This window comes from Paenarthrobacter aurescens (assembly GCF_025421775.1).
GTDB lineage: Bacteria > Actinomycetota > Actinomycetes > Actinomycetales > Micrococcaceae > Arthrobacter > Arthrobacter aurescens_B.
In genome coordinates this window covers 622,793-646,760 of sequence record NZ_JAOEFX010000001.1, presented here as the reverse complement: position 1 = coordinate 646,760, position 23,968 = coordinate 622,793, and the positions used below count along the sequence as shown (strand labels likewise).

Annotated in this window: 20 protein-coding genes; 13 read left to right on the top strand and 7 right to left on the bottom strand. The window is 61.2% G+C overall.

The features are described 5' to 3' along the window. Positions 1 to 26: 26 nt before the first annotated feature. The gene (locus N7568_RS02985; RefSeq protein WP_261608414.1) at positions 27 to 1,310 is read left to right on the top strand and encodes a glycosyltransferase; all 1,284 of its coding nucleotides are present in this window, start codon (positions 27 to 29) and stop codon (positions 1,308 to 1,310) included. A 55-nt stretch (positions 1,311 to 1,365) separates the two neighbouring features. On the opposite strand, the gene N7568_RS02980 is transcribed toward N7568_RS02985, so the two are convergent. From N7568_RS02980 to N7568_RS02970, 3 genes are read right to left on the bottom strand one after another with little or no spacing between them, the layout of a single operon-like run. Then, a complete protein-coding gene (locus N7568_RS02980) occupies positions 1,366 to 1,992 on the bottom strand; it encodes a hypothetical protein (RefSeq protein ID WP_261608413.1) in 627 nt (208 codons plus the stop codon). 41 nt (positions 1,993 to 2,033) lie between these two features. Continuing rightward, positions 2,034 to 3,389 (bottom strand): ROK family protein, encoded by a 1,356-nt coding sequence (locus N7568_RS02975; RefSeq protein ID WP_261608412.1) that lies wholly within the window; start codon positions 3,387 to 3,389, stop codon positions 2,034 to 2,036. 41 nt (positions 3,390 to 3,430) lie between these two features. Further along, positions 3,431 to 4,879: an MFS transporter gene (locus N7568_RS02970; RefSeq protein WP_261608411.1), complete on the bottom strand. Its 1,449-nt coding sequence runs from the start codon at positions 4,877 to 4,879 to the stop codon at positions 3,431 to 3,433. Between the two features lie 237 nt (positions 4,880 to 5,116). Here N7568_RS02970 and N7568_RS02965 point away from each other — a divergent pair, with 237 nt between their 5' ends. From N7568_RS02965 to N7568_RS02930, 8 genes are all read left to right on the top strand, one after another. Beyond that, the gene (locus N7568_RS02965; protein WP_261608410.1) at positions 5,117 to 6,685 is read left to right on the top strand and encodes a GMC oxidoreductase; all 1,569 of its coding nucleotides are present in this window, start codon (positions 5,117 to 5,119) and stop codon (positions 6,683 to 6,685) included. Between the two features lie 12 nt (positions 6,686 to 6,697). Next, entirely contained in the window at positions 6,698 to 7,099 is a 402-nt protein-coding gene (locus N7568_RS02960) for a C-glycoside deglycosidase beta subunit domain-containing protein (protein WP_261608409.1), read from the top strand. Then, a complete protein-coding gene (locus N7568_RS02955; protein ID WP_261608408.1) occupies positions 7,096 to 7,986 on the top strand; it encodes a sugar phosphate isomerase/epimerase family protein in 891 nt (296 codons plus the stop codon). Before N7568_RS02960 ends, N7568_RS02955 begins: the two co-directional genes overlap by 4 nt. Further along, complete coding sequence (locus N7568_RS02950; RefSeq protein ID WP_261608407.1) at positions 7,943 to 9,130, top strand: Gfo/Idh/MocA family protein; 1,188 nt, start codon at positions 7,943 to 7,945, stop codon at positions 9,128 to 9,130. Before N7568_RS02955 ends, N7568_RS02950 begins: the two co-directional genes overlap by 44 nt. Further along, positions 9,127 to 10,347 carry an FAD-dependent oxidoreductase gene (locus N7568_RS02945; RefSeq protein WP_261608406.1) on the top strand — a complete coding sequence of 407 codons (1,221 nt, stop codon included), beginning with the start codon at positions 9,127 to 9,129 and terminating at the stop codon, positions 10,345 to 10,347. Before N7568_RS02950 ends, N7568_RS02945 begins: the two co-directional genes overlap by 4 nt. A gap of 1,062 nt (positions 10,348 to 11,409) precedes the next feature. Further along, entirely contained in the window at positions 11,410 to 11,979 is a 570-nt protein-coding gene (locus tag N7568_RS02940) for a zinc-binding dehydrogenase (RefSeq protein WP_261608405.1), read from the top strand. Between the two features lie 73 nt (positions 11,980 to 12,052). Beyond that, positions 12,053 to 14,461 (top strand): phosphoenolpyruvate synthase, encoded by a 2,409-nt coding sequence (gene ppsA / locus N7568_RS02935; protein ID WP_261608404.1) that lies wholly within the window; start codon positions 12,053 to 12,055, stop codon positions 14,459 to 14,461. Continuing rightward, positions 14,462 to 15,304 (top strand): pyruvate, water dikinase regulatory protein, encoded by an 843-nt coding sequence (locus tag N7568_RS02930; RefSeq protein ID WP_261608403.1) that lies wholly within the window; start codon positions 14,462 to 14,464, stop codon positions 15,302 to 15,304. A gap of 197 nt (positions 15,305 to 15,501) precedes the next feature. Here N7568_RS02930 and N7568_RS02925 read toward each other — a convergent pair whose 3' ends face one another. From N7568_RS02925 to N7568_RS02915, 3 genes are read right to left on the bottom strand one after another with little or no spacing between them, the layout of a single operon-like run. Continuing rightward, a complete protein-coding gene (locus tag N7568_RS02925; RefSeq protein WP_261608402.1) occupies positions 15,502 to 16,074 on the bottom strand; it encodes a flavin reductase family protein in 573 nt (190 codons plus the stop codon). Between the two features lie 2 nt (positions 16,075 to 16,076). Next, positions 16,077 to 17,123, bottom strand: coding sequence for a methionine synthase (locus tag N7568_RS02920; protein WP_261608401.1), 1,047 nt, complete (start codon positions 17,121 to 17,123; stop codon positions 16,077 to 16,079). A 20-nt stretch (positions 17,124 to 17,143) separates the two neighbouring features. Next, a complete protein-coding gene (locus N7568_RS02915; protein ID WP_261608400.1) occupies positions 17,144 to 18,136 on the bottom strand; it encodes a DUF1852 domain-containing protein in 993 nt (330 codons plus the stop codon). 120 nt (positions 18,137 to 18,256) lie between these two features. On the opposite strand from N7568_RS02915, the gene N7568_RS02910 reads away from it, so the two are divergent. Next, entirely contained in the window at positions 18,257 to 19,198 is a 942-nt protein-coding gene (locus N7568_RS02910; protein WP_261608399.1) for a LysR family transcriptional regulator, read from the top strand. A 369-nt stretch (positions 19,199 to 19,567) separates the two neighbouring features. Here the strand turns inward: N7568_RS02910 and N7568_RS02905 are convergent, their stop codons facing one another. Next, positions 19,568 to 20,596 carry a LacI family DNA-binding transcriptional regulator gene (locus N7568_RS02905; protein WP_261608398.1) on the bottom strand — a complete coding sequence of 343 codons (1,029 nt, stop codon included), beginning with the start codon at positions 20,594 to 20,596 and terminating at the stop codon, positions 19,568 to 19,570. 199 nt (positions 20,597 to 20,795) lie between these two features. On the opposite strand from N7568_RS02905, the gene N7568_RS02900 reads away from it, so the two are divergent. Genes N7568_RS02900 through N7568_RS02890 form a run of 3 tightly spaced genes read left to right on the top strand, consistent with a single transcriptional unit; the run spans position 20,796 to position 23,929 of the window. Beyond that, positions 20,796 to 22,112 (top strand): ABC transporter substrate-binding protein, encoded by a 1,317-nt coding sequence (locus N7568_RS02900; protein ID WP_261608397.1) that lies wholly within the window; start codon positions 20,796 to 20,798, stop codon positions 22,110 to 22,112. Between the two features lie 60 nt (positions 22,113 to 22,172). Next, a complete protein-coding gene (locus N7568_RS02895; RefSeq protein ID WP_261608396.1) occupies positions 22,173 to 23,102 on the top strand; it encodes a carbohydrate ABC transporter permease in 930 nt (309 codons plus the stop codon). Beyond that, entirely contained in the window at positions 23,099 to 23,929 is an 831-nt protein-coding gene (locus tag N7568_RS02890) for a carbohydrate ABC transporter permease (RefSeq protein ID WP_091467043.1), read from the top strand. Before N7568_RS02895 ends, N7568_RS02890 begins: the two co-directional genes overlap by 4 nt. Positions 23,930 to 23,968 lie beyond the last annotated feature (39 nt).

Below are 23,968 nucleotides of genomic sequence, written 5' to 3'. Positions count from 1 at the left end.
GAAAAGTCCGTCCAGAGGAGCATGCCATGCACGTTTTGATCATGTCGTTCGGAACCCGCGGGGACATTCAGCCCTACGCCGCCCTCTCCGGAGCACTTGCCCGTGCGGGGCACGACGTCACCCTCGCCGTGCCCGAAGGGTTCGCAGACCTGGTGCCACACGCCGGACCCGGGACCATCACGCACCGACCCGCCGGCTCGACGATGTTGCGCCTGCTTCAAGAGGTCATGCCCGAGCTCAGCCGACCTGGGGATGCGCTCCGAACGCTCGGCGCCATGACCTCGGCCATGCGCGAGCTGAACGATGAGTGTTGGACTGCAGCCCAAGCCGCGCGCCCCGACGTCGTGCTCTACCACCCCAAGTGCCTTGCCGGGCCGCACATCGCTGAGGCCTTGGGAGTGCCTGGTGTGCTTTCCCTCCCGATACCGTTCTTTACCCCAACTCGCGCGCACGCCATGCCCTTCCTTGGCGGAGCCTCATTCGGTGCACTGGGAAACCGGGCAACGTACGGATTTCGCCGAATGAGCGGGATCATGTACGGCGGCATGATCAGCGAATTCCGACGCGACGTAGGGTTGGGTCGCTTCCGTCGCCTTGCCGACCCACTCATAAACCCGGACGGCAGTCCGGTCCACGTCCTGTACCCGTACAGCAAACATGTTGTGCCCATTCCCGATGACTACCCGTCGTCGGCGCACGTCACCGGCTATTGGTTCCCTGAGAGCGGCGACGCTTGGGTTCCACCCGCAGGGCTGGTGAATTTCCTCGCGGCGGGGGAGCCTCCTGTCTATGTTGGATTCGGTTCCATGGGGTTCGGCAAGGGGGCGAAAGAACGCCGGGACGCGGTTCTGTCCGCGCTGCGGGTCCACGGCCTGCGCGGAATCGTCGCCACGGGCTGGGGCGGAATCGCGCCGGGGGAGGCTGGGACGGACGATGTTCTGGTCCTGGAGGGCGCTCCTCACGAATGGCTGTTCCCGCAGGTCGCTGCGGTGGTTCACCACGGCGGTGCAGGCTCGACGGCGGCAGGCATCCGTGCGGGTCGGCCCACCTTGATTGTGCCGTTCCTGGGAGACCAGCCCTTCTGGGGCGCACAGGTCCAGGCGCTTGGCATCGGACCTGCCCCGGTGCCCGCGAGGCATCTCCGTACGCGCTTGGCCGACAGCCTCGGAGACCTCGTCAACACCGCCTCCTACGCTTCCCGCGCCGAGGAGGTGGGAGCCGAAGTCCGGGCGGAGAACGGCCTCGCCGCCGGTGTGGCTGCCCTGGAACAGATCGCGGATCCATCGTCCCGGACCCGTAAATGGGCGTGATTTCGGCGGCCCAAGCTTGTGCTGTCATGACTCACGAGCTGACTACGGGAGCGGCTTATGCTGTGAGGTCCCGCTGTCTGAACAGATAAGCGGCTACACTTGCTCCGGCCAGGGCAATGCCGGTCATGATGAGGGCAGCTATGGGGTCGAACGCTTCGACGGGCATCGGCGTGGTGTGACGGAACGGGCTAAGATCCTGGAGCCAGACAGGCAGGCGCATCAGTTCGCCGAATTGTCCCAATACCAGCCCGACAGCCAAGAACCCCCAGCCCAAGGCAACGCTCACCCGGGGAACAACTGCGAAGGCCACGGCGGCGGCGAAAACGACAGCGGCTGGTACATGTGCCAGAGCGGCGCCAACGAGCAAGCCGGGCGGTCCGCTTGGCACTCCCGACAAAGCAAGCCCTGCCGTCGCTGCCGTTCCCGCCACCACAGCGACAATGACAACAGATGCTGTGGCGAGGGTCAAGTTCGCAGCGAGCCACCGTGCCGAGGAACGCGGCGCCGCCAGAAGCATTTCAGCGCGTCCCTCCGCTTCTTCCGCCCGGAGCCGCAGCACAACCTGGATACCTGCGGCAGCGGCGAGGACCCCTGCAATGCCCAGCAACGCGGTGGTGAAAACGTCAATGAGCTCTCCACGGCCGCCGGGAACCAGCTTGAGAACCAGCTCACGAAACGACACATTGCCAGCTGGCTGTATACAGCGATGCGTTGCTGCTCCTGTCAGTTGAACGCGGCCGCGTGGCGCTGGAGCGCCGCGGCGTGTCCTAGGGGTGAGCCGTCTTCGACCCACCGTGTCAGGGTCGCCGGGTGGAGCAAGCTTTCGGCTCCCAGGAGCGCCGCGCCGATGACCCCTTCAAGGTGGTCCAGGGACGCGGGGCGGATTTCCAGGCTGTCTGCTACCAGGTCCGTGCAGCGTTCCAGGACCTTGGCCTCCAGGACTTCAAGGAAACGAGTTCCGGTCCTCAGCACACCACCGCCTATAACGAGCCACTTCGGATTGCAAAAATTGACGAGGTTTGCGGCTACTTCGGCGATGGCCCGGGCGCGTTGGTCTATGAGTTGCAGTGCCAACGGATCACCGTTCCTCGCGGCGTTCCCGATGTCTCCGAGCGTCAGCCTGCCCTTACTGTCGATTGCTTTTTGCAGTGCAGGGCTTTCGTTGCTGCGGTCTGTGGCTTCCATGAGAAGGGACGAGCCTCCGGCCACCGCTTCCAGGCACCCGGTCTTGCCGCAGCGGCATGCTTTGGTGGGGTCGTCAGTGACATGGGTGTGCCCAATGTCGCCGGCGCCGCCCCGTTCACCCCGGACAAGGCGCCCGTGCACAATCAGTCCTGCGCCCACCCCAGTGCCCACCTTGATAAACAGCATGTCGCGGCGGTCGTTGTTTTGTCCTTGGGTCCATTCACCCAAGGCCATGAGATTCACGTCGTTGTCCACCCACACCGGGGCGTCGTAGTGGTCCCTGAGCCAGGCTCGAACGCTGAACCCGTCCCAGCCTGGCATGATGGGCGGAGCGGCCAACCTGCCCGACGCGAAGTCCACCGGTCCTGGTACGCCGATTCCGATTCCCCACGGACGATGCACGCCGGTGCGTCGGGCGAGGGTCGTGAAGTGTTCTCTGAGGCGCTCCATGGTGGCTGCAGGACCTGACTCGACGCTCCAGTCCTCATGGATGCTGTCGGTAAGTCTGCCGTCGAGGTCCGCCACAGCCACGGTCATCTCCGAGGCACCAACGAGTGCCGCGTAGACGTGTCCGGCCTGTGAGTTGAACTTCAAGCTTCTTGCCTGCCTGCCACCCTCAGAGCGGGCAAGTTCACCCTCCTGCAGAAGGCCAAGTTCCAGAGCCTGTTCGACACGCTGGGAGACGATTCTTCTTCCCAGCCCGCTGACTGTCACCAGCTGGGGCCTGGTGGTTGCCCGCCCACTGCGGACCAACTCAATTACGGCGGCGAGGGGCGCGCTTTCAAGGGCAGGCGCGACGGCGCCGGAGCTTCCGTCGATGCCACCTTGGAGGATGTCATCCACGGGAGTTGCTGTAGCAACGGTCGACTCCGCCGGGTCTGAGTGGGTTGGCATAAGTAGTCCGTTCGTTGAGGTGTCTCCCGTGGATGATGATCTCATGGTGCGCTGGGGTCCTCGGCCACCCTGCGGGAGCGGATCTCATTCTTTATCTGTGGAAGCCGCTTTTCGAGGCGGTAGGCGGAGATCGCGAAGATCTGCAGTGCGGCGATGACCGCCGGAAGAAGGATGAAGATCAGCATGACGCCGTTGCTGACCTCGGGCGTGATGGAGGCGGGGTTGTAGGCGATAGCCGCCAGGCTCCAGGCCAGCAGAGCTGATCCGATGGCGGCGCCGATCTTGGTGCTCATGCTGTACCCGGCGAAGAGCAACCCTTCGTCACGTCGTCCGCTGCGCCATTCCTGCCATTCGACTGTGTCTGCCGTCAGCGCGGGGGCAGCAACAAAACCGAAACCGCCCACAATGTTGGCAAGGAAGAACACCACGCTGAATGCGATGAGGTCATCCTTGACGAACAACAGGGCAACGGTGAGGATCACTGAGGCGATCAGGCCCAGGATGATTCCCCGGCGGTGGCCAAGCCGACGCAACACCCACGGCGTGATGAGCGATCCGAACACTGCCGAGAGGGAAAAGGCCAGCAGTATGACCGGGATCGCTACAGGGTTCCCCAGGACGTAGAGGGCGTAGTAAACGGCGCCGCCGGTGATGATGGCGAGTCGGGCGAAAGCGAGTACCGAAAAGGAGAAGACGGCGAGCCACGGTCCGTTGCGCAGGAGTGTTTTCAGTGATGCGCCCAGCGCTGCACGCCCATGAATCACTGGGGTGAGGGGGACGCGTTCCTTCACAGTTGCGCCTACTACCCAAAGCAGCAGCATTCCAGCCAGAGCGAAGATACCGATGGTTACCGCGAACCCCAATTGGGAGGTCGGGGAACCGCCGATGGCAATGATCAGAGGTTGGGTGAGGGTGGAAACGATGATGATTCCAAGGCCCACGCCAAAGGAACGGTAGCCGGCCAGCTTCATGCGGGTGCCGGAATCACGGGTGGCCATTGCCATGAGCGCGCCGTAGGGCACATTGACGATTGAATATGCCAATCCGACCAGCAGGAAGGTGGCGGTCGCGTACACGATTGTCCAGGTGCTGTCGCCCCCGCCGGGCGTTAGGAACGTCAGGAAAGTCAGGATTCCCAGCAATGGAGCACCGAAGAGGAGATAGGGACGCGCCCGCCCCCACCGCGTATGTGTCCTGTCAAGAATGACACCCACCATTGGGTCGAAGAACGCATCCAGAAGCCTTGCAGCCAGGATCACGGTGCCGGCGACTGAGGCGCTGATGAGGGCCACGTCGGTGTAGAAGAAGAGCAAGTAGCTGGAAATCGTGGTCCATGTCAGGTTGGAGGCGATATCTCCCAAGGCGAACGCGGCCTTTTCGCGGCGCCTGACTGCGCGGGGATCGTCGGCAACATCCAGTTGTGTGGCCACCGTGCCGAGCGCGGTCTCGCGGCTGGAGGACGTCGTCGCGCCATGTTTTGTTTCGCTCATCATCGAGCCTTTCTCACGTGGGGGAGCCTTATGGCTGGCCTCCATCTTTCGTGCGGTAAGTGCATAAGTCAAGACTTTTTTGCAAAACAACTCAACATGATGTCCTTGGGCGACGTGTAAAGACTTTTTACAGGGGCCTTGCACTTTTGTACGCCATGCACATAAGTTAGATACGTCAGTCGACGATGACTTCAGGAATCGTCGGTTCTCCCCCCTTCCCACGAACCGGAGGCTTCCTTGGCTGTTACCCAAATTGCGAACCACGAGCGCGAATATCCCTCCTACGCCGACGTCGTCATTGTTGGCAGCGGACCCGCCGGGGCTGCATATGCCCGAATCCTCAGTGAGCTCAGGCCCGAGGCCTCCGTCGTGCTTTTCGAAGCCGGCCCCACCATCAGTGACCCGCCCGGGGCCCACGTCAAGAACATCAGCGATGTTCAACGGCGCGCCGCCGCCCAGCGCAAATCAGAAGGACCTACCCCGTCGCTAAGTTCCTCGTCAACGGACACCATGGATGGCTACGCCGCCGACGAGGCTCGCCTGTTGCGTCCAGGCACTTTCCTGCTCCGAAATGGGTGGCAGCAACCCGGGGAGGATGGCCTGCCGGCAGCTGCGATGTCCAGCAACGTGGGTGGTATGGCCGCACATTGGACGGGGGCCTGCCCGCGCCCAGGGGCGAGCGAACGCATCGGCTTTCTCGGAAATCTGGACGAACTCCTCAGCGAAGGAGAACGGCTGCTGTCTGTAACCGCGGATGCTTTGGCCGAGGCCCCTCTGGCCGATGAGGTGCGCCGTCGTCTCAGTGACGCACTGGACACTCAGCGGGCGTCGAACCGAAAAGTCGCACCGATGCCGTTGGCCGTTCGACGGACCGAAGAGGGAACATTCATCTGGTCCGGGTCGGACGTGGTCTTCGGCGAGACGACCCGTTCCAACCCAAACTTCGCCCTCGTCGACGAATCCCTTGTCACGCAGATTCTGACAGATGGCGGGCAAGTCACGGGCGTAAAGGTCCGCGACCTACGCGCGGGCACTTCGCATGTTGTCACAGCCCGGTTCGTCATCGTGGCCGCGGATGCCCTGCGCACGCCCCAACTGCTGTTCGCCTCCGCGATCCGCCCGTCAGCCCTTGGCCGCTATCTGAACGACCAACCTCAAATCGTTTACGCCGTGCAGCTCCGGGACGTCCCGGCAGTCCCCGAGTCATCCAGTGTGGAGAGCGCCATCACAGCCCAAAGCGGTGTGAGTTGGGTGCCGTTCACCGACGAGGAGCCTTTCCACGGGCAGGTAATGCAACTCGACGCCTCACCTGTCCCAATCGAGGGCGAGCACGTGCCCGGCTCCATCGTCGGCCTGGGCTGGTTCTGCGCCAAAGACATTCAACCAACGGACCGTGTCGCCTTCTCAGACGAAGATGTAGACGACTACGGCATGCCCGCCATGCGTATCCACTACTCCCTGACAGAAAAAGACAAACGAAACCTCCAAGCGGCCCGGGCATCGATCGTTGCAGCAGGAGCCGCTCTCGGCGAGCCGCTGAACGAGGCACCCCTCACGTTCCCTCCCGGGGCGTCCCTGCACTACCAAGGCACCGTCCGCATGGGTGAGAGGAACGACGGAACCTCTGTCTGTGACCCGACAGGGCGTGTCTGGGACGTGCAAGGGCTATACGTCGCAGGCAATGGTGTCATCCCCACCGCCACAGCATGCAACCCCACACTCACAGGAGTCGCGCTCGCAGTAGCAGGGGCCCGGGCAGTGGCCTCTCTCTTGGTCCCGGCAACAAGCACGCAATCCCACCCTTAGAAAGGAACGACCATGCTAGACAGAGAATTGATCCAGAACCGGGGCTTCCGGAACGTGTTCACGAACGGAAAAGCCACAGGCTTCGAGTTTCAACTGCGGATGCCGAACTACCGGGGCGTTTGGGGAAGCCTCATTGACGGGGTAACAGTGACCGTCGGCGACCAAACCTGGGACAGCGAAGTGCCGCAGTGGACCCTGCAGGGACGTGAATTCTCCATCACCGAACTTCGCGCCTCAACAGACGTTAGATGGCAGCTGGATGAACCGGCCGTGATTACGGTCCCCCACGAGGGCGGGCTGCCGGCGGGAGTTCACCACGTAAGCGTCGATATCGCCCTGCAGGCGCCCTACATCCCCGTTGAATTCCAACCCTCCATTTTCCATTCCGAGCGCAAGGTCACGATCGTCTCATGAGCAACCTCAAGTACGGAGTCTCCCTTTACAGCTACACCGGGGACATGAATACCGTCCTCACCCTCGAAGATGCAATGGCTGAAATAGCGGACCTTGGCGCCACGGGTATCGAGATTCTCGGAGAAGGGAACATCCCGAACTACCCTGAACCCACCACGGCCTGGATTGACCACTGGCACGGGCTGCTCTCCAAATACGGTCTCGAAGCCACCAACTACGGGTCTTGGATCGACTCCCGCATGTGGCGCAACCGGGACCTGACCGTGGAGGAGGGTTCCGTCATGCTTGCCCGGGACTTGCGGTTGGCTTCCACTCTCGGGTTCACCTCAGTTCGTCCGAAAATCGGCGTCGTCAGCATGGACTTGCAGCCCCACCCGATCTGGGAGGCCGTCGTAGAGCGGAACCTGGACCTGGCAACCGATCTCGGCATCATAATCTGCCCGGAAATCCACGGCCCGACGCCCATCAAACATCCGGTCGTGGACGAATACATCGCCTTTATCGAGCGCACCGGGTCAGATAACTTTCGTTTGCTGATTGACACCGGCATCTTCCAACGTGCAGCCACCACAGCGCACCAGGACGGGCTCAGCGATGAAGCACAGGAAGAAGGATGGCGAAAGCCGCTCGGCGTGCCAATGTCGGACCTCGTGGATGTCCTTCCCTATACGGCGTTCATCCAGGCGAAGTTCTTCGATATCGACGATCAGCTCGTGGACCAACACATTCCCTGGGACGACATCATGAAGACGCTTGTCACCAGTGAGTGGTCTGGATACCTCTCCAGTGAGTACGAGGGAGACAGGCTTCCGTACAGGTCCTTGGAGCAGGTCCGCCGCCAGCATGCTCTGCTACGCAGATTGGAAGGGCAGCAACGTGGTTGGTGATGCCCGGAAGCTCCAAATAGGGATCATCGGCGGGGGCTTCATGGCAGCTGTGCACAGCCGCGCAGCAACCACGGCCGGTGCCGAGCTGGCCAAGATCGCCTCATCGACGCCGGTGAAGGGCGAAGCCGCAGCCAAGGAGCTGGGATTCAGGTCCGCTGCCTCCGATGGCCTGGCGCTCATCGCCGATCCGTCCATCGACGTCGTCCATATCTGTACCCCTAACGCCACACATCAGCCCCTGGCATGGGCAGCGATCCAAGCAGGAAAGCACGTTGTCTGCGAAAAGCCGCTAGCAACCGACAGTGCGTTGGCGGGGTCTCTAGCCCTTGAAGCTGCGGCGCGTGGCGTCGTCGCCGCAGTGCCCTTCGTGTACCGGTTTCACCCAATGGTCCGTGAGGCGCGGGCACGCATCTCTGCTGGCGGCGTAGGGGCTGTTAGTACCATCATCGGGCACTACCTCCAAGACTGGCTGCTGACACCTGGGGACAACAACTGGCGAGTCAATTCCTCCAGCGGTGGCCGCTCCCGGGCATTCGCTGACATCGGCTCTCATCTAGTGGACCTCATTGAGTTCGTCACAGGGGACTACATCCAGAGTCTTTGCGCCGTCACCAGCACCGTGCACCCCATGCGCTCCGGCCAGGCGGTCACAACCGAAGACCTCGCTGCTGTTCTGTTTCGGCTCGCCGGGGGAGCCACCGGAACACTGTTGGTCTCGCAAGTTGCCGCTGGACACAAGAATGACCTCCGCCTTGAGATCTTTGGGACCGAGGCAAGTATCCAGTTCTCCCAGGAACAACCCGAAATCCTTCAGATCGGCCGCCGGGACGGAACGGAAGTGCTGGTGCGCGACAGCGCCGTACTTGGACTCGATGCCGCCAGGCTCTCCATCGTTCCGCCGGGACATCCCATGGGCTATCAAGACGCCTTCAACGGGTTCGTCCGCGACACGTATCAGGCCATTCAAGGCCCTAAGCCGGATGGCCTTCCAACCTTCAATGATGGGGCCAGAGCGAACCAAATCACCGACGCGGTTCTCGATTCCGCGCACCACCAGAGGTGGGTTGACGTCGCCCCACCGGCACCCACGCGATCAGCGGTCCGCTTCCACCCGGAACTACTCAAAGAAGAGAAATACGCATGAACACAAACACAGGATCAACCGGGCCAATCGTGGTGCTGGGCGCCGGGCCAGCCGGAATGGCATCCGCCCTGGCAATCCACAAGGCCGGGCACCCGGTCGTCATTTTTGAGCGCTACCGCGAAGCTCGCCCGGCAGGAAACATCCTCAACCTCTGGCCGCCCCCCATCAAGGCACTGCGGGACATGGGCGTTGACGTCGAGGACCTCGGCGCGCCTTGTCACACGACGTTCCGTAGCACCAAGGGAAATATCCGCGCTGACATTCACATTCCTTCCACGGTTGTTGAGCAATACGGAGGTGGATTCATCGGTCTGCTTCGGCCAGATCTCTATAAGCGGATGCTCGCCGCCCTTCCCGACGGCATGCTGGCGGTCGATAGGGAGGTGGCTTCCTTCAGAGACCAGGGCACCCACGTCGAGTTGACGATGAAGGATGGCAGCATCGTCAATACCCCGCTTCTAGTCGGCGCCGACGGAATTGATTCGATGGTGCGCAAATCACTGTGGGGAGATTCACCCCGACGGGAACACCGGTTGCACATTTTGGGGGGCTACACGTTCGCGAAAATCCCCGGCGTCCAGCACGGAGAGGCCGTCTTGTCACACGACCGAAAGGTCCAAGGCAGCTACACGTCAATCCGACGGGACGGCAACGAGGGCTTCCAATGGTGGGTCCTGGAAGCATGGAACCCTGAAACGCCAGCGCCCGCAGATCTGCTCTCGCACGCCCAAGGGCTGGCCGACCGATTCGGCCATCCTCTGGCCGAGATTGTTCGCCAGACAAGCTCCGAACACATTCAGCGGTGGCCGATCCGCGACCGCAAGCCCCTCAAGAAGTGGTCCGAGGGCCGTGTCACCCTCGCTGGCGATGCAGCCCACGCTACCTCGCCCTATGCGGCCTACGGGGCGGGAATGTCGATCGGCGACGGCTATTTCCTGGGCAAAGCACTCTTCGGCACTGATGTGAATGACACAGGCGCCGTTAGGGCCGCCCTAGAGACGTACGAGCGTCCACGCATCCCGCACACCACATCCCAGGTTCAGCAGGCCTTCATTCTGGGACAGGTGTTCCACCATGCGCCACCTTTTGCACGGCCGCTCCGGGACTGGATCCTGGACCACACTCCACTACTGCAAAAGCAGGTAGGTGAAAGGAGCCCCGGTGAAATCGTCGCCCAGTTGGCGGAAATGGGTGATGGAATAACAGCCGGAAAGTAATGCCTGCGGGTGCCGGCTGGAAGTTCGTCGGCACCCGAACGGCGTTGCAAATTATTGGTGGGGTAAAGATTACGGAGCGCTGAGGCGGCGGCGATGCGCAGCACGCTGGGGGTTCCGATGGTGCTTGGACAGGCCTCCGCTGCTGTGCTGAATGTCTAATGGAGTCGTAAGTGTCTCAGCGCCCAGGCTGTCAAGCGCCTGGGCGCACGCAAGTCTTCAATCAGATACATGCTGACCCGCGAAGAGCGTTCGAATTGCCGAAGGACGGTAGTTTTCGCAGCTACTTTCCCTCTCCCGGGCTTCCAACGCTGATAACGGTCGTTCTCACAACCTGCTAGACCCACCCCGGCTGTAGGCGGGGAGAGCGAAGCTGGAGTCAAGACTCTGGCGTCTTCTTCTCTCGCTGAAACGTGGCTCGAATTGAGACCTCATCAGGAGGTGTCGTTAGGTGTTTGCGGGTCTACCCGATAACGCAAACGCTGATGTAAAGATCTCACGAAACCACTTGTGACCAGGATCAGCGTCGTGGCGGTGGGACCAGTACACGCTTGAGATGACACGTGAGATGGGGAGCGGGCACGGGCAAATAGTTAGATTGGCGCTGGCCTGAGTCAGGCCAAGTGCGGATCCGAGGTGCTCTGGGAGTGTAGCGATGAGGTCGCTGTGGGCGAGTAACTCTGGAAGTCCAAAGACGCTGGGAAGGCTCAAGACGACATCGCGTTGCCACGCCTCCAGTGCCAGGTGGGTCTCAAGCAGTTCGGACCATCCAGCGCGCGACATGTTTACATGCTTGGCGTTGCGGTAATCGGTGACAGCCAACTGAGGCAGGCTCACCATCGTTGTTGTGGAACCAAACTATGTCTGCCTGGAATGCGAATGGTGCCAAAGGGCCAATCAAAACTATGTGTGAATCGGATCGTCGTCGGGCGCGACCGGCCCGGCATATTCTCGGAACTTGTGGCGGTCCCTGCCTCTTTCGCATGGAAACTTCGACCTGGCACTCCTGTCGAAGTGCTCGCGTCCTTTGAAGCGGCGATGGTCGCACGGGCTGCAATCCAACGCATGGCCGTTACAGAGGACGAGTCCGTCCTCGTGAACGGCGCCGGCTCGCAAGGTCAGTGCGTAATCGCCTCTCTCATTGACCGCGGCATCAAGCCCGCCGTCGTCGAGCCGAACAGGGCGAAGTTTGAGCGCGCCCTCGAGCAGGGCGCCCGTGACACGACTCTCGTCCCGACCGAGCGGTTCCAGGTTGTATTCGAAACTTCCGGTGTCGGCCCCGGGCTGATCAGCGCCATTGATAACGCCGACGCGCTCGGGAGGATATGCCTCATCGGTCAATCCGCGATCGTGGTCCCGTTGCCCACTCGGCCTATCGTGCAAAAGGAACTGTGTATCCAAGGGTCCGTAATCTACAACCATCCGGCCGACTTCGCTTCGGCAGTGCACGAGCTGAACGAGGCTGTTGGCGTCTGGACGCGAACACGTTGGTCTTCCGAAGTTGGCCTTGTGACCTTCTTGCCTCTGAGCATGGGGGCTTCGTTCGTCAACTTCGACGCCGCTACCCACGAGCTTGATGACCTTAAGTTACTTCGTGCATATGTTGCGCGAGTCACATCTATTTGCTTCCACTGAGCTGGTGCCTTGATCCTTGCATGACCTAGTTTTTTAGCGCTTGTCAGAGCGTGCCCAATGGAGGACACAATTTATGACTAACGTTCTTTGGTTTTCTGAGCTTGGCTTGTCCGACCTCGACCAGGTTGGCGGCAAAAATGCATCGCTTGGCGAAATGGTCCGGAATCTCGCCTCTGCCGGGGTGAAAGTTCCGGGCGGATTCGCGACGACGGCGGACGCTTACCGGCGTTTTCTGGCGGAGTCCGGGTTGGATGCCCGGATCGAAGGCATCCTGGAAGGCCTGGACAGCAGCGACGTCACTGCTTTGGCCAAGGTCGGCCAGGAAATTCGCACTTTGATTCGTGAAACACCATTCCCAGCCGGATTCGAAGAAGACATCCGGACCGCATATGAGCGCCTCACGCGAGAGCATGGCGGGGATGTATCCTGGGCGGTGCGTTCCAGTGCCACGGCTGAGGACCTCCCTGATGCTTCGTTCGCCGGACAGCAGGAGACGTTCCTGAACATCCGTGGCATCGGGAACATCCTGCTCGCCATCAAGGATGTGTTCGCTTCCCTGTATAACGACCGCGCCATTGCCTACCGCGTGCATCACGGCTTCACGCACTCTGAAGTGGCGCTTTCGGCCGGTATTCAGCGGATGGTGCGTTCCGACGTCGGCGCTTCCGGGGTGATGTTCACCATGGACACCGAAACCGGCTTCACGGACGCTGTGTTTATCACGTCTTCCTATGGGCTGGGCGAAGCCGTGGTCCAGGGTGCTGTGAACCCGGACGAGTTCTATGTCTACAAGCCGGCTCTGGCAGCCGGGCGGCCTGCCGTGCTCAAGCGTGGCCTGGGGGACAAAGCCGTGCAGATGGTCTACGCGGATTCGGTCGAAGTTGGCCGGACCGTTGACTTCGTTCCGGTGGCGCAGGATTTGCGGAGCCGCTTCAGCCTGACCGATGCCGAAGTCCAGGAGCTCGCCCGTCACGCGGTAGCCATAGAGGCACACTATGGCCGTCCGATGGATATTGAGTGGGGTAAGGACGGCGTGGATGGTGAGCTGTACATTCTTCAAGCCCGTCCGGAAACCGTCGAGTCCCGTAGGGCCGCCGGTACCACGTCCCGGTACACGCTGACGGAGCGTTCTACGGTGTTGGTTGAAGGCCGGGCGATCGGTCAGCGGATCGGTGCCGGGCAGGTTCGGGTACTGTCTTCGATTGATCAGATGGCCTCCTTCCAGGAGGGCGATGTCCTGGTGGCGAACATGACGGATCCGGACTGGGAACCGATCATGAAGAAGGCCGCGGCCATTGTCACTGACCGTGGCGGACGGACCTGCCACGCAGCGATCATTGCCCGGGAACTGGGCATCCCTGCTGTGGTTGGCACAGGGTACGCATCGCAGATCCTCAAGGACGGGGCCCCTGTCACGGTGTCCTGCGCGGAGGGGGAGGCCGGGCTGGTCTATGAAGGTTTGCTCGAGTACTCGTTGCACGAGACCAGCGTGGAGACCATGCCGGAAGCTCCGGTGAAGATCATGATGAACGTGGGTACCCCGGAACAAGCGTTCAGTTTCTCCAAACTCCCCAACCATGGCGTGGGCCTGGCCCGCCTGGAGTTCATCATCAACCGGCAGATCGGCGTCCACCCCAACGCCTTGTTGGCGGTGGCAGGTGAAATCGAGCGCCCTGCTGCCTTGGATGATTACACCGTCCGGCAGATCCAGGAAAAGACCGCCGCTTACGACGGTCCCCGCGATTACTATGTCCGCCGGCTGGCTGAAGGCATCGCCACCATTGCGGCGGCGTTCGCACCGGAACCTGTCATCATCCGGCTCTCGGACTTCAAGTCCAACGAGTACGCCAACCTCATCGGTGGTCCGGCTTTCGAGCCGGAGGAGGAGAACCCGATGATCGGGTACCGTGGCGCATCCCGGTACCTTTCGGCGTCCTTTCGGCAGGCGTTCGAACTCGAATGCGAAGCTTTGAAGTACGTCCGCAACGAGATGGGCCTGACCAACATCAAGCTCATGGTCCCGTTCGTACGGACTCTGGACGAGGCCCGCGGTGTGATTGAACTCCTCGCCGCCAATGGGCTCCGCCGAGGAGAGGATGGGCTGGAGATCGTGATGATGTGCGAACTGCCGGCCAACGCGCTCCTGGCCGATGAGTTCCTGGAGTACTTCGATGGTTTCTCCATTGGCTCCAACGACCTCACCCAGCTCACCCTGGGACTGGATCGTGACTCCGCCTTGGTTGCTGAAGGCTTCGATGAGCGGAATCCGGCCGTGACGAAACTGCTGGAAATGGCGATCACGGCGTGCCGCGCCAAGGGCCGCTATGTGGGGATCTGCGGTCAAGGCCCCAGCGACCACCCGGACTTCGCGGAATGGCTCCTCGGACAGGGCATCAGTTCGATTTCGCTGAACCCTGATGCCGTGACCGAGACCTGGCTGCGCCTGGCCCGCACCACACGTACCACCAGCACCACGGTCTAAATGGCAGACCACACAACCGTGGGGGCAGGCTCCCCGCCTGCCCCCACGGTGTTCTTCCTTTCCGACAGCACCGGAATCACGGCTGAAACACTCGGCAACACGCTGCTGACGCAGTTCCCCGGCCAGCGGCTGGAACGGCGGACCATCCCGTTCATCACCACCGTCGTGCAAGCGCGTGAGGTGGTGGCACTGATCGATCGGGTCGCGGACAGCGGATCCCTGCCGATCATCTTTTCCACTGCTGTGGGGCAGGACATCCGTGCCATCCTTTCCCGGAGCCGCGGGCAGTTCTTCGACCTTTTCGGTACCCACATCGGTCAACTCGAACAGACCCTTGGTGCGCAGGCCAACGGCAAGCCCGGCCAGGCTCACGGGGTGGGCGACGCCGTCCGCTACCAATCCCGCATGGCCGCCGTCGAATACGCCATAGAGCACGACGACGGTCAGTCGCTTCGGGCGCTCGAACGCGCCGAATTGATACTCATCGCCCCCTCGCGGTGCGGGAAAACTCCCACCACCATGTACCTGGCGCTGCAGCACGGCATCCTCGCCGCCAACTTCCCCCTGGTAGAGGAAGACTTTGACACAATGACCCTACCGAAACCCTTGCTGCCATTCGCGAGCAAATGTTTCGGGCTGACCTCCCAGCCCGTCCGCCTCAGCCAGATCCGGCAGGAACGCCGCCCGGGCAGCAACTACGCCTCGCTGAATCAGTGCGCTTTTGAGCTGCGTAACGCCGAGGATATGTACCGGGCCAACAACATCCCTTACGTCAACTCCGCGTCCATGTCCGTGGAGGAAATATCCGCCACCGTCCTCCAACGCATGCAGCTGCACCACTGATCAAGCGTCGGCTCTTGGTCGCCGCTTACTTCTTCATGGTTGTTGCATATGCCGATGACATGACTTTCAGCGAAACCATCCTGAAGATTCTTCATAACCGGTTCGTGTTGCTCCTTGTGAACGAGGACGACGGCGGGAGTTATCCTCCCGCCGTCGTCCGCCGTTCGGCGTGCTGCCCAGCATGGTTGGCGCGGCGCTCAGCCCTCAAGCTTGGAATGCTCGCCCAGGCGGTGCCATGAGCGGTTGTGGTAGACCAGAGCGTCGCTGGGTTCGCCCGCTTGGACGTCACGTATCACGCGGGACTCCAGGGCGTGAACGGCGACGATGGTGGAGGTCCCCACCTCCATGCGATTGATGACGGCGCAGCGCACCCAGGCGCGGACATCGTCGTACACCGCTTCGCCGGTTTCAAGGGCCGACCAGCGGTGCGTCTGGTCAAAGCGGTCGGCGCCGGGGGTTGCTCCAAACTTCGCCAAGTGGACGTCGTGCGCGTCCAGCAGGTGCACGACGACGGTTTCGGCGCGTGAAAGCACATCGGAGGCAGAGGACAGTGCCGAGACCGAGAAAATCAGCAACGGAGGTTCCGCACTCACTGACACGACCGACGATACCGTCAACGCCACCGGTCCTTCGCCGGCATCCGCCGTGATGACGGCGACACCGCCGGGGTGGCCGCGGAACAGTGCTTTGAAGTCGTCGGCCGAGAGGGAGGACGGGAAGCCTGGCTTGGGAGCCTCGAGCCAGGTGTCTGGGGGGTAAGCGTGAAACATCGTTAGGACGCCTTGGGTGCGGAGCGCTCGAGTTCTTCGCGAATGATGTTCGTCCCTGCGCTGAGGGCACTCAGTTTGGCCAGTGCGACGTCGCGGGGGAACGGTGCCATGCCGCAGTTGGAGCTGGGGATGAGCTTGTCCGCATCGACGAACTGCAGGGCCTTGCGGAGGGTGTCGGCGACTTCCTCCGGCGTCTCGATGGTCTCGCTTGCGACGTCGATTGCACCGAGCATGACTTTCTTGCCGCGGAGGAGCTCGATCAGGTCCATGGGCACGTGGGAGTTCTGGGATTCCAGCGAGATGATGTCGATGCTGGAGTTCTGAAGCAGCGGGAAGGTTTCCTCGTACTGCCGCCACTGTGAGCCGAGCGTCGCCTTCCAGTCAGTATTCGCCTTGATCCCGTAGCCGTAGCAGATATGCACGGCGGTCTCCGCGCGCAGCCCTTCTGCCGCTCTCTCCAGCGCAGCCACGCCCCAGTCCTTGACCTCATTAAGGAAGACGTTGAACGCGGGCTCATCGAACTGGATGATGTCCACGCCGGCCGCCTCCAGTTCCTTCGCCTCCTGGTTGAGGATCGCAGCGAACTCCCAGGCCAGCTTCTCGCGGCTCTTGTAGTGGTCATCGAAGAGAGTGTCCACCATGGTCATTGGACCGGGAAGAGTCCACTTGATCGGTCGATCGGTAGTTGCGCGGAGGAACTTTGCGTCTTCGACGAACACCGGCCGCTCGCGGCGCACCGGCCCGACGACGGTCGGCACGCTCGCGTCGTAGCGATCGCGGATGCGCACGGTCTTGCGCTGTTCAAAGTCGACCCCGCTGAGATGCTCGATGAAGGTCGTGACGAAGTGCTGGCGGGTTTGCTCGCCGTCGCTGACGATGTCGATACCGCGTCGGCTCTGCTCGTGGATGGCAATGCGCAGCGCATCCTGCTTGCCTTCGAGCAGCTCATCTCCCTCCAGTTTCCACGGGGACCAGAGAGTCTCCGGCTGTGCGAGCCACGATGGCTTGGGCAGGCTTCCGACAACGGTGGTGGGCAAAAGTGTGTTCATGATTGACGGTTCTCCGTGGGTCAGTTGACGAGAGCGGGGTATTTGGCGGTCCACTGGTCCAATAGATCCTTGTGGGGCGTGATGAAGTGTTCCTCCGTGTACTTCGCCTGAGTGATCGCGAGCTGACTGCGCTCGACGCGGTCGTAAGCGATCTGGGTCCGCGAGTAATCCTGCTCTCCCAGGCTCGGCTGATAGACGACGGCGGCGGCGGAGTTCGCGTTGTAGACCTCCGGGCGGTAGATCTTCTGGAACGTCTCCATGGTGCTGATCGTGCCGATGAGTTGCAGGTTGGAGTAGTCGTTGAGCAGGTCGCCGCGGAAATAGAAGGCGAGCGGCGCTACGCTGCCGCGTGGCATGAAGTAGCGAACCTGCAGCCCCATCTTTGCGAAGTACGCGTCCGTCAGCGAGAACTCGTCCTGCTGGTACTCGACGCCCAGGACTGGGTGAAGGTTCTCAGTTCGCCGGTACGTCTTGCTCGTGGAGACGCTGATGCACACCACTGGCGGCTGCGGGAAGCGTTCCTGGCATGCCGGGGAATCGAGGAATTGCTGGAACAATTTGCCGTGAAGATCGCCAAAGTCCTCGGGAACCGTGGGCTTGCCTGACGCCGCTGAAGCCGCTGGCAGTACGACGCTGAAGTCGAAGTCACGGACGTAGGAGGAGAAATTGTTCCCCACGATCCCTTGGTGACGGACCCCGTTCAGCTGGTCGACGATCTGGATGTCGAGAACCTCGAACAGGGGGAACTGCTGATCCGTACCTTCCGCAGTGAACTCAATCTGCACGGAAACGATCTCAAGCTCGAGCGTGTAACGGTCCCGGTCCGGGTTGTCCCAGCTCGCGAGATCGTTGAAGCGGCGCCGAATCATGGTCAAGGCGTTGCGGAGGTTCTCCTGGCGGTGCTCGCCCCGTGCCAGGTTGGCGAAATTCGTTGTGATCCGCGATCCTTCCGACGGGGAGTAGTCCTCGTCGAAGGGGGTCGTTGTGATGCTGAAGGTGAAGTCGTCTGCCATGTGCTGCCAATCCGTTGATGGGCCGGAGACGGCCTTTCAGAAGGTGATGTATCCATGGTGCAGCCTTCCGAGGGGTATCAAGTAACTAGTGGTTACTATGCATTCATATAGAATTTCCCTATGGCCCAGATTCCGAGCGGATTGACCCTTCAGCAGCTCCGTTACTTCATAGAAGTTGCAGCTGAGGGGTCGATCTCCGCAGCCGCCGATCTTCTCTATGTAGCGCAGCCGACAATGTCCGCAGCGATGAAGGACCTTGAGGCCCGGGTTGGCCGTGCGCTCCTGCTTCGCTCCGCCCGCGGCGTCACCCTCACCGCCGACGGGGTGGAGTTCCTTGGCTACGCGAGGCAAGTCGTCGAGCAGTTCGCTCTCCTCGAGCAGCGCTACCTTGGCAGGCCACCGCGGCGACGTCTGCTCGGGGTGTCAACGCAGCACTACTCGTTCGCGGTGGACGCCTTCGTCCGGATGGTCAAGGCCACTGATGTGGCCGAATACGAGTTCTCGCTCCGTGAGTCCCGTACCTGGGACATCATCGAGGATGTCCGGACGCTCCGCAGCGAGATAGGCATCCTCTACCGGAACGATTTTAACAGGAAGATCATCGACAAGCTGCTCCGGGAATCCGGACTCGCGTTCACTCCGCTTTTCCTTGCCGATCCGCACATTTTCATTTCAAGGAAAAACCCCCTCGCCTCAAAGGAGCGTGCGACTCTCGCTGATCTCGCCGGCTTGCCGCGGCTAACTTTCGATCAAGGTGCGAACAACTCCTTTTACTTCGCCGAGGAGATTCTCTCCACCATGTCCAGTAAGCAGGAGATCCGGGTCTCTGACCGTGCCACGATCTTCAACCTCATGATCGGGCTCCACGGCTACACCATCTCGACGGGCATCATCAGCGGGGAGCTCGACCCGGAGATCGTCGCCATCCCGCTCGACGTTGACGAACGCATCGAGATCGGCTGGATCGGCCACGCTGCTATTCCCCTTACCGACCAGGCGCAGCGCTACCTCGGGGAATTGCGGGCCGTCGTCGCTGAGTTTGGCGTAGCGCTACTCGACTGACCGCAGTTGAGCGGGCGGGTCTTTACCCTTCGGTGATTGGATGTGTTTGTTGCAGCCGAGCGGGCTGCTGGTGGCGTATTTGCCCGCCGTCGTCGTCGTTGGCATGGCCGCGGCGGCGATATTCTGCTGTCATCACGGCCGAGGACTGCCGTTCGTGCGTTCCTTCGCAAAGGAACTGAGGTTGTCCTCCGGGTAATGAAGGCACTGGACCGGTAAGAGTCTGCTCAGCGGCCGCTAGGAGTGAAGGGCTGTGCGTAGGAGTAACGTACAGCCCTTGCTGGTCACCATGCCAACTCGCGAAGCGAAACCTTCAAGGGGCCGGCGGTAAAACTGTCGTTGAGCTACAGCGTCCATCCGCGCCCACGTGTCCTAGCGTCGTGGCGGGGCTGACGTCTTTCGCACGATGAGCCGCGGTGAGACCAAGACGTGCTCGGATTCGGTCCGGCCCTCGATCCTCGAGAGGAGCAGCTCCGCAGCTTGTCTGCCCATCTGGACGCCTGACTGGTCGACGGTGCTCAAGCCGATAGGGGGGAGGCCCGTGGCGGGGATGTTGTCATAGCCTACGATCGACATGTCGTCCGGTATGTGGATCCCGGCTTCGAACAACGCAGTGTAGGCGCCAAGCGCGGCAACATCGGCGCCGCCGTGCAGGGCGGATGGACGTTGGGCCAGAGGCCTGGCGGCGAGTGACCGGCCGGCTTCCAAGCCGCTCTCAGTTCCCCATCGCCCCGGGACGTGATCAATCCACTGTGAAAGCCCGTGCTTCTCCATGGCGAGATCGTAGCCGTGGCGCCGGACTGTTTGTGGCATGCCTGGTTCGCTGTCGGGCTGTGTGTTGGCGAGCATCGAGATCCGCTCATGCCCCAGTGAAACAAGGTGGTCTACGATGAGCGCGCTGCCTGCGATGTCGTCGCTGGCGACGGTGTCAAAGTACTTCGCTGGTCCGTGGCGGCCCAGGACAACCACGGGGATGGTTCGGCCAAGCTTTTCCAGTTCATCATTCGGTCCGAATGGTGCGATCAGGACCAGGCCGTCCATGCGTCTGTCGATCATTGCCTCGATGAGTTTCTGCTGTGCGTCGAGGCCTTGTCGTGCCTGTCCGATGAGCACCTGGTACCCAAGTTCTTCTGCGACATCGCGGATGCCCTCGGCAAGGACTGAGAAGAAGGTGTTGGAAAGGTCCACCAGGAACACGCCCAAGGTATAGCTGTTACCGCGCATTCCGCGGGCCAGGGCAAGGGGGCGGTAGTTAAGGAGGGTCATTGATTCCTCGACTTTGGTCCGCATGGCGGGACTGACCCCATAGGCATTGCGCAGGACCTTGGAGACCGCGGCGCGTGAAACGCCCGCGTGCTCAGCAACGTCGCTGATGGTGGCGCGCTTCAATTGCTCCGTCATGTGGATCCCCTCTTGAATGCCTTCTCCGCAATTGTAGATTGATCTACGAAAAAGTCTTGGCAGGAGCTGTGACATGACTTACAGTAGACAAACGTAGACCGATCTACACAAATCCACGCAGGGCCACAAGAACATTCATAGGGCCGGGTTTGAAACGTTCCACTGACTGTGAGGTCCGTGGCTTTACGAGGAGGTAAAGATGGCCGCATCGAGCAAGCAGCGCTGGGCCGCTCTGGCTGGGGGAGTGACAGTCCTGGCGCTGGCTCTGACCGGTTGCAGCGGCGGTGGTTCTACCGCCAATGGAGATGAAAAGACGATTACGTGGTTGGTGGACAATGCGGAAAACACCGTCGCCGCAGCGGAAAAGGTCGCTGAAGACTTCACCGCAGCGAATCCCGGTATCAAGGTTGAGGTGGAGACCCGACCGCAGGGTGGCGACGGCGACAACATCGTCAAGACGCGGCTCTCCACCGGTGACATGGCGGACGTCTTCAACTACAACACCGGCTCGCTTCTGCAGCAGATCAATCCCGAGCAGAACCTGCAGCCCATCACCAACGAGTCCTACCTGTCCAATGTCACGGACTCCTTCAAGCCTGTGGTGACGTCCGGCAGTGAAGTCTACGGTGTGCCGTTCAGTACCGGCATGGCTGGAGCGGTGCTCTATAACAAGAAGGTCTACGAAAAGCTCGGCTTGTCCGTCCCCAAGACCTGGGACGAATTCATGGACAACAGCCGGAAGATCAAGGACGCGGGTATCGCGCCGATCATCCAGTCCTACCAGACCACGTGGACCTCGCAGCTCTTTGTCCTGGGTGACTTCGCCAACGTGGTGACCGCGGACCCCGACTTCCCGGCAGACTACACCGCCAACAAGGCAAAATTCGCCACGAACGCTGCCGCAGTGAAGGGCTTTGAGCACCTTGAGGAGGCAGCTAAGGCCGGTCTGTTTAACGAGGACTTCGCCTCCACCACCTATCAGCAGGCACAAGACATGCTGATCAACGGGGAAGGCGCTCAGTACCCGATTTTGAGCTTCGCCTTGAACAACATCAAAGTGACCTACCCGGACAAGCTGAACGACCTTGGGCTGTTCCCGCTTCCTGGCGATGACGCATCCAAGAACAAGCTGACCGTCTGGATGCCCGGCGGCACCTACATTCCCAAATCCTCCAAGAACATGGAAGAAGCCAAGAAGCTCCAGGCCTTCATCGCCAGCAAGGCCGGATGCGACGCGCAAACGGCAGCAGTGGGCGCAGCTGGCCCGTACCTTGTGAAGGATTGCGAGCTGCCCTCGGATGTCCCGGACGCAGTGAAGGACATGCTCCCGTACTTCGAAGATGCGGCCAAAAACAGCCCCGCATTGGAATTCCTGTCCCCTGTCAAGGGCCCCGCCCTTGAACAGATCACCGTCGAGGTCGGCTCGGGTATCCGCTCCGCCAAGGACGGCGCTGCCCTCTACGACGAGGACGTCAAAAAGCAGGCCAAGCAGCTGAACCTGCCCGGCTGGAACTAACCTCCGAAAACTACAAGCCGTCCGGGCTTTCCTGGCCCGGACGGCCCTTGGAGAGATCTCATGACACTCAACACTGCACCGACGGCGACGGCGGTACGTCAAGTACCGCAGGCCGCCCAACCCAAGCGCCGCAAGGGTAAGTCAGCTTATCCGTACTGGTTTTACCTACCCGCTGCGGTCATTTACACCGCACTGTTCCTGGTCCCGACGGTTGTCTCGTTCTTCTTCAGCCTGACCCGCTGGAACCTCAACGAATTCACGTTCATTGGCTTGGACAACTTTGTTCAGTTCTTCCAGGAACCCGCCCTGATCAGGGGCCTGACCAACACCTTCATCTATGGGATAGTCACCTCCGTCCTGAAGGTCGTCCTGGGGATGCTTCTGGCAGTCCTGCTGACCTCCCAGATCATCGCCCGCGGTTACCTTCGCTCGGTAATGTTCTTTCCTGTGCTGCTGAGCAGCATCGGCGTCGGCATTGTTTTCACCGCCTTGATGGATCCCCGCAACGGCATGATCAACGAGGGCCTGGCGGCCATCGGTATCCAGGGGCCCGCCTGGCTCACCGACCCGGCGTGGGCGCTGCTTTCCGTAGCTTTGGTGGATGTCTGGAAGGGCGTTGGCCTTGCCACGGTCATTTACATCGCGGGCATCGTCTCCATCCCACAGGAGTACTTTGAAGCGGCCAAGATGGACGGGGCAAGCTCCTTCAAGAGCTTCTTCAACATCACGCTGCCGCTGGCCCGCCCGGCAACCGCAACGGTCATCATCCTCTCGCTCATTGGCGGACTCCGGTCCTTCGACCTGATCTGGGCCATGACCAAGGGCGGCCCCGGATTTACCTCGGACGTCATCGCGTCCGTCATCTATAAGCAGTACCAAGCCGGCTTCTACGGCCTGTCCACGGCCGGAAACGTGGTCCTGTTCCTCATTGTCACTGCCATCGTCCTGCCCCTGTCCATGTTCCTGAACCGCAAGGAGGTTGAACAGTGACCACCGCCCTCAAGCGCTATGGACTTGGTGTCCTGGCCATCGCCGTCAGCATTGTTGTTTTCATTATTCCGTTGCTCTTCATGGTCCTCACCGCCGTGAAGGACCGCAAGGAAGCGGCCAAACTGGACTTCGCCTGGCCCACCAACTTCCAGTTCGTGGAGAACTTCACAGCAGTCCTCTCGGCCAGGAAATTCATGCTGGTCACTGCATTCATCAACAGCACCATACTGACGGTGGTCAGTGTGACCATCCTGGTGATCCTCGCGGCCATGGTGGCCTGGGTCCTTCAGCGCCGTAAGTCCCGGTGGAACGGCGTTGCCAACTTCCTGATCCTGTCAGGCCTGATCATCCCGCCGGCGATCGTCCCCACTATTTGGGTGTTGCAGGGCATGGGACTCTTCAAGACACTCCCGGGCCTGATCCTCATTGAAGTGGCCTTCGGCCTATCTTTCTGCGTCATGTTGTTCCGGGCGTTCATTGCCTCGATTCCCAAGGAACTTGATGAGGCTGCGGTGATAGATGGTTGCGGGCCTGTGAGGTTGTTCTTCCGGGTGATCTTCCCGCTCCTGCGTTCGGTCATTGTGACCGTGATCGTGGTCCAGTCGGTTCACATCTTCAACGACTTCCAGAACCCGCTCTACTTTCTTCCCGGAGACGCCAACGCCACGGTGCAGCTCACATTGTTCAACTTCCAAAGCCAGTTCACCACCAACTACAACCTGCTGTTTATGAACATCCTGCTCATCACCGTGCCGCCGTTCATCATGTACCTGTTCTTTAACCGCCAGATTGTCGCGGGCATGACAGCCGGCGCCGTTAAGGGCTGACCTGGCCGCTATCCAGCGCCCCACCTCACCATCAAGGAG

Coding starts and splice junctions, on each gene's coding strand:
- N7568_RS02985 (WP_261608414.1), top strand. CDS start 27: ATGCACGTTTTGATCATGTCGTTCGGAACCCGCGGGGACATTCAGCCC.
- N7568_RS02975 (WP_261608412.1), bottom strand. CDS start 3,389: ATGCCAACCCACTCAGACCCGGCGGAGTCGACCGTTGCTACAGCAACT.
- N7568_RS02970 (WP_261608411.1), bottom strand. CDS start 4,879: ATGAGCGAAACAAAACATGGCGCGACGACGTCCTCCAGCCGCGAGACC.
- N7568_RS02960 (WP_261608409.1), top strand. CDS start 6,698: ATGCTAGACAGAGAATTGATCCAGAACCGGGGCTTCCGGAACGTGTTC.
- N7568_RS02955 (WP_261608408.1), top strand. CDS start 7,096: ATGAGCAACCTCAAGTACGGAGTCTCCCTTTACAGCTACACCGGGGAC.
- N7568_RS02950 (WP_261608407.1), top strand. CDS start 7,943: ATGCTCTGCTACGCAGATTGGAAGGGCAGCAACGTGGTTGGTGATGCC.
- N7568_RS02945 (WP_261608406.1), top strand. CDS start 9,127: ATGAACACAAACACAGGATCAACCGGGCCAATCGTGGTGCTGGGCGCC.
- N7568_RS02940 (WP_261608405.1), top strand. CDS start 11,410: ATGGCCGTTACAGAGGACGAGTCCGTCCTCGTGAACGGCGCCGGCTCG.
- ppsA (WP_261608404.1), top strand. CDS start 12,053: ATGACTAACGTTCTTTGGTTTTCTGAGCTTGGCTTGTCCGACCTCGAC.
- N7568_RS02930 (WP_261608403.1), top strand. CDS start 14,462: ATGGCAGACCACACAACCGTGGGGGCAGGCTCCCCGCCTGCCCCCACG.
- N7568_RS02925 (WP_261608402.1), bottom strand. CDS start 16,074: ATGTTTCACGCTTACCCCCCAGACACCTGGCTCGAGGCTCCCAAGCCA.
- N7568_RS02920 (WP_261608401.1), bottom strand. CDS start 17,123: ATGAACACACTTTTGCCCACCACCGTTGTCGGAAGCCTGCCCAAGCCA.
- N7568_RS02915 (WP_261608400.1), bottom strand. CDS start 18,136: ATGGCAGACGACTTCACCTTCAGCATCACAACGACCCCCTTCGACGAG.
- N7568_RS02910 (WP_261608399.1), top strand. CDS start 18,257: ATGGCCCAGATTCCGAGCGGATTGACCCTTCAGCAGCTCCGTTACTTC.
- N7568_RS02905 (WP_261608398.1), bottom strand. CDS start 20,596: ATGACGGAGCAATTGAAGCGCGCCACCATCAGCGACGTTGCTGAGCAC.
- N7568_RS02900 (WP_261608397.1), top strand. CDS start 20,796: ATGGCCGCATCGAGCAAGCAGCGCTGGGCCGCTCTGGCTGGGGGAGTG.
- N7568_RS02895 (WP_261608396.1), top strand. CDS start 22,173: ATGACACTCAACACTGCACCGACGGCGACGGCGGTACGTCAAGTACCG.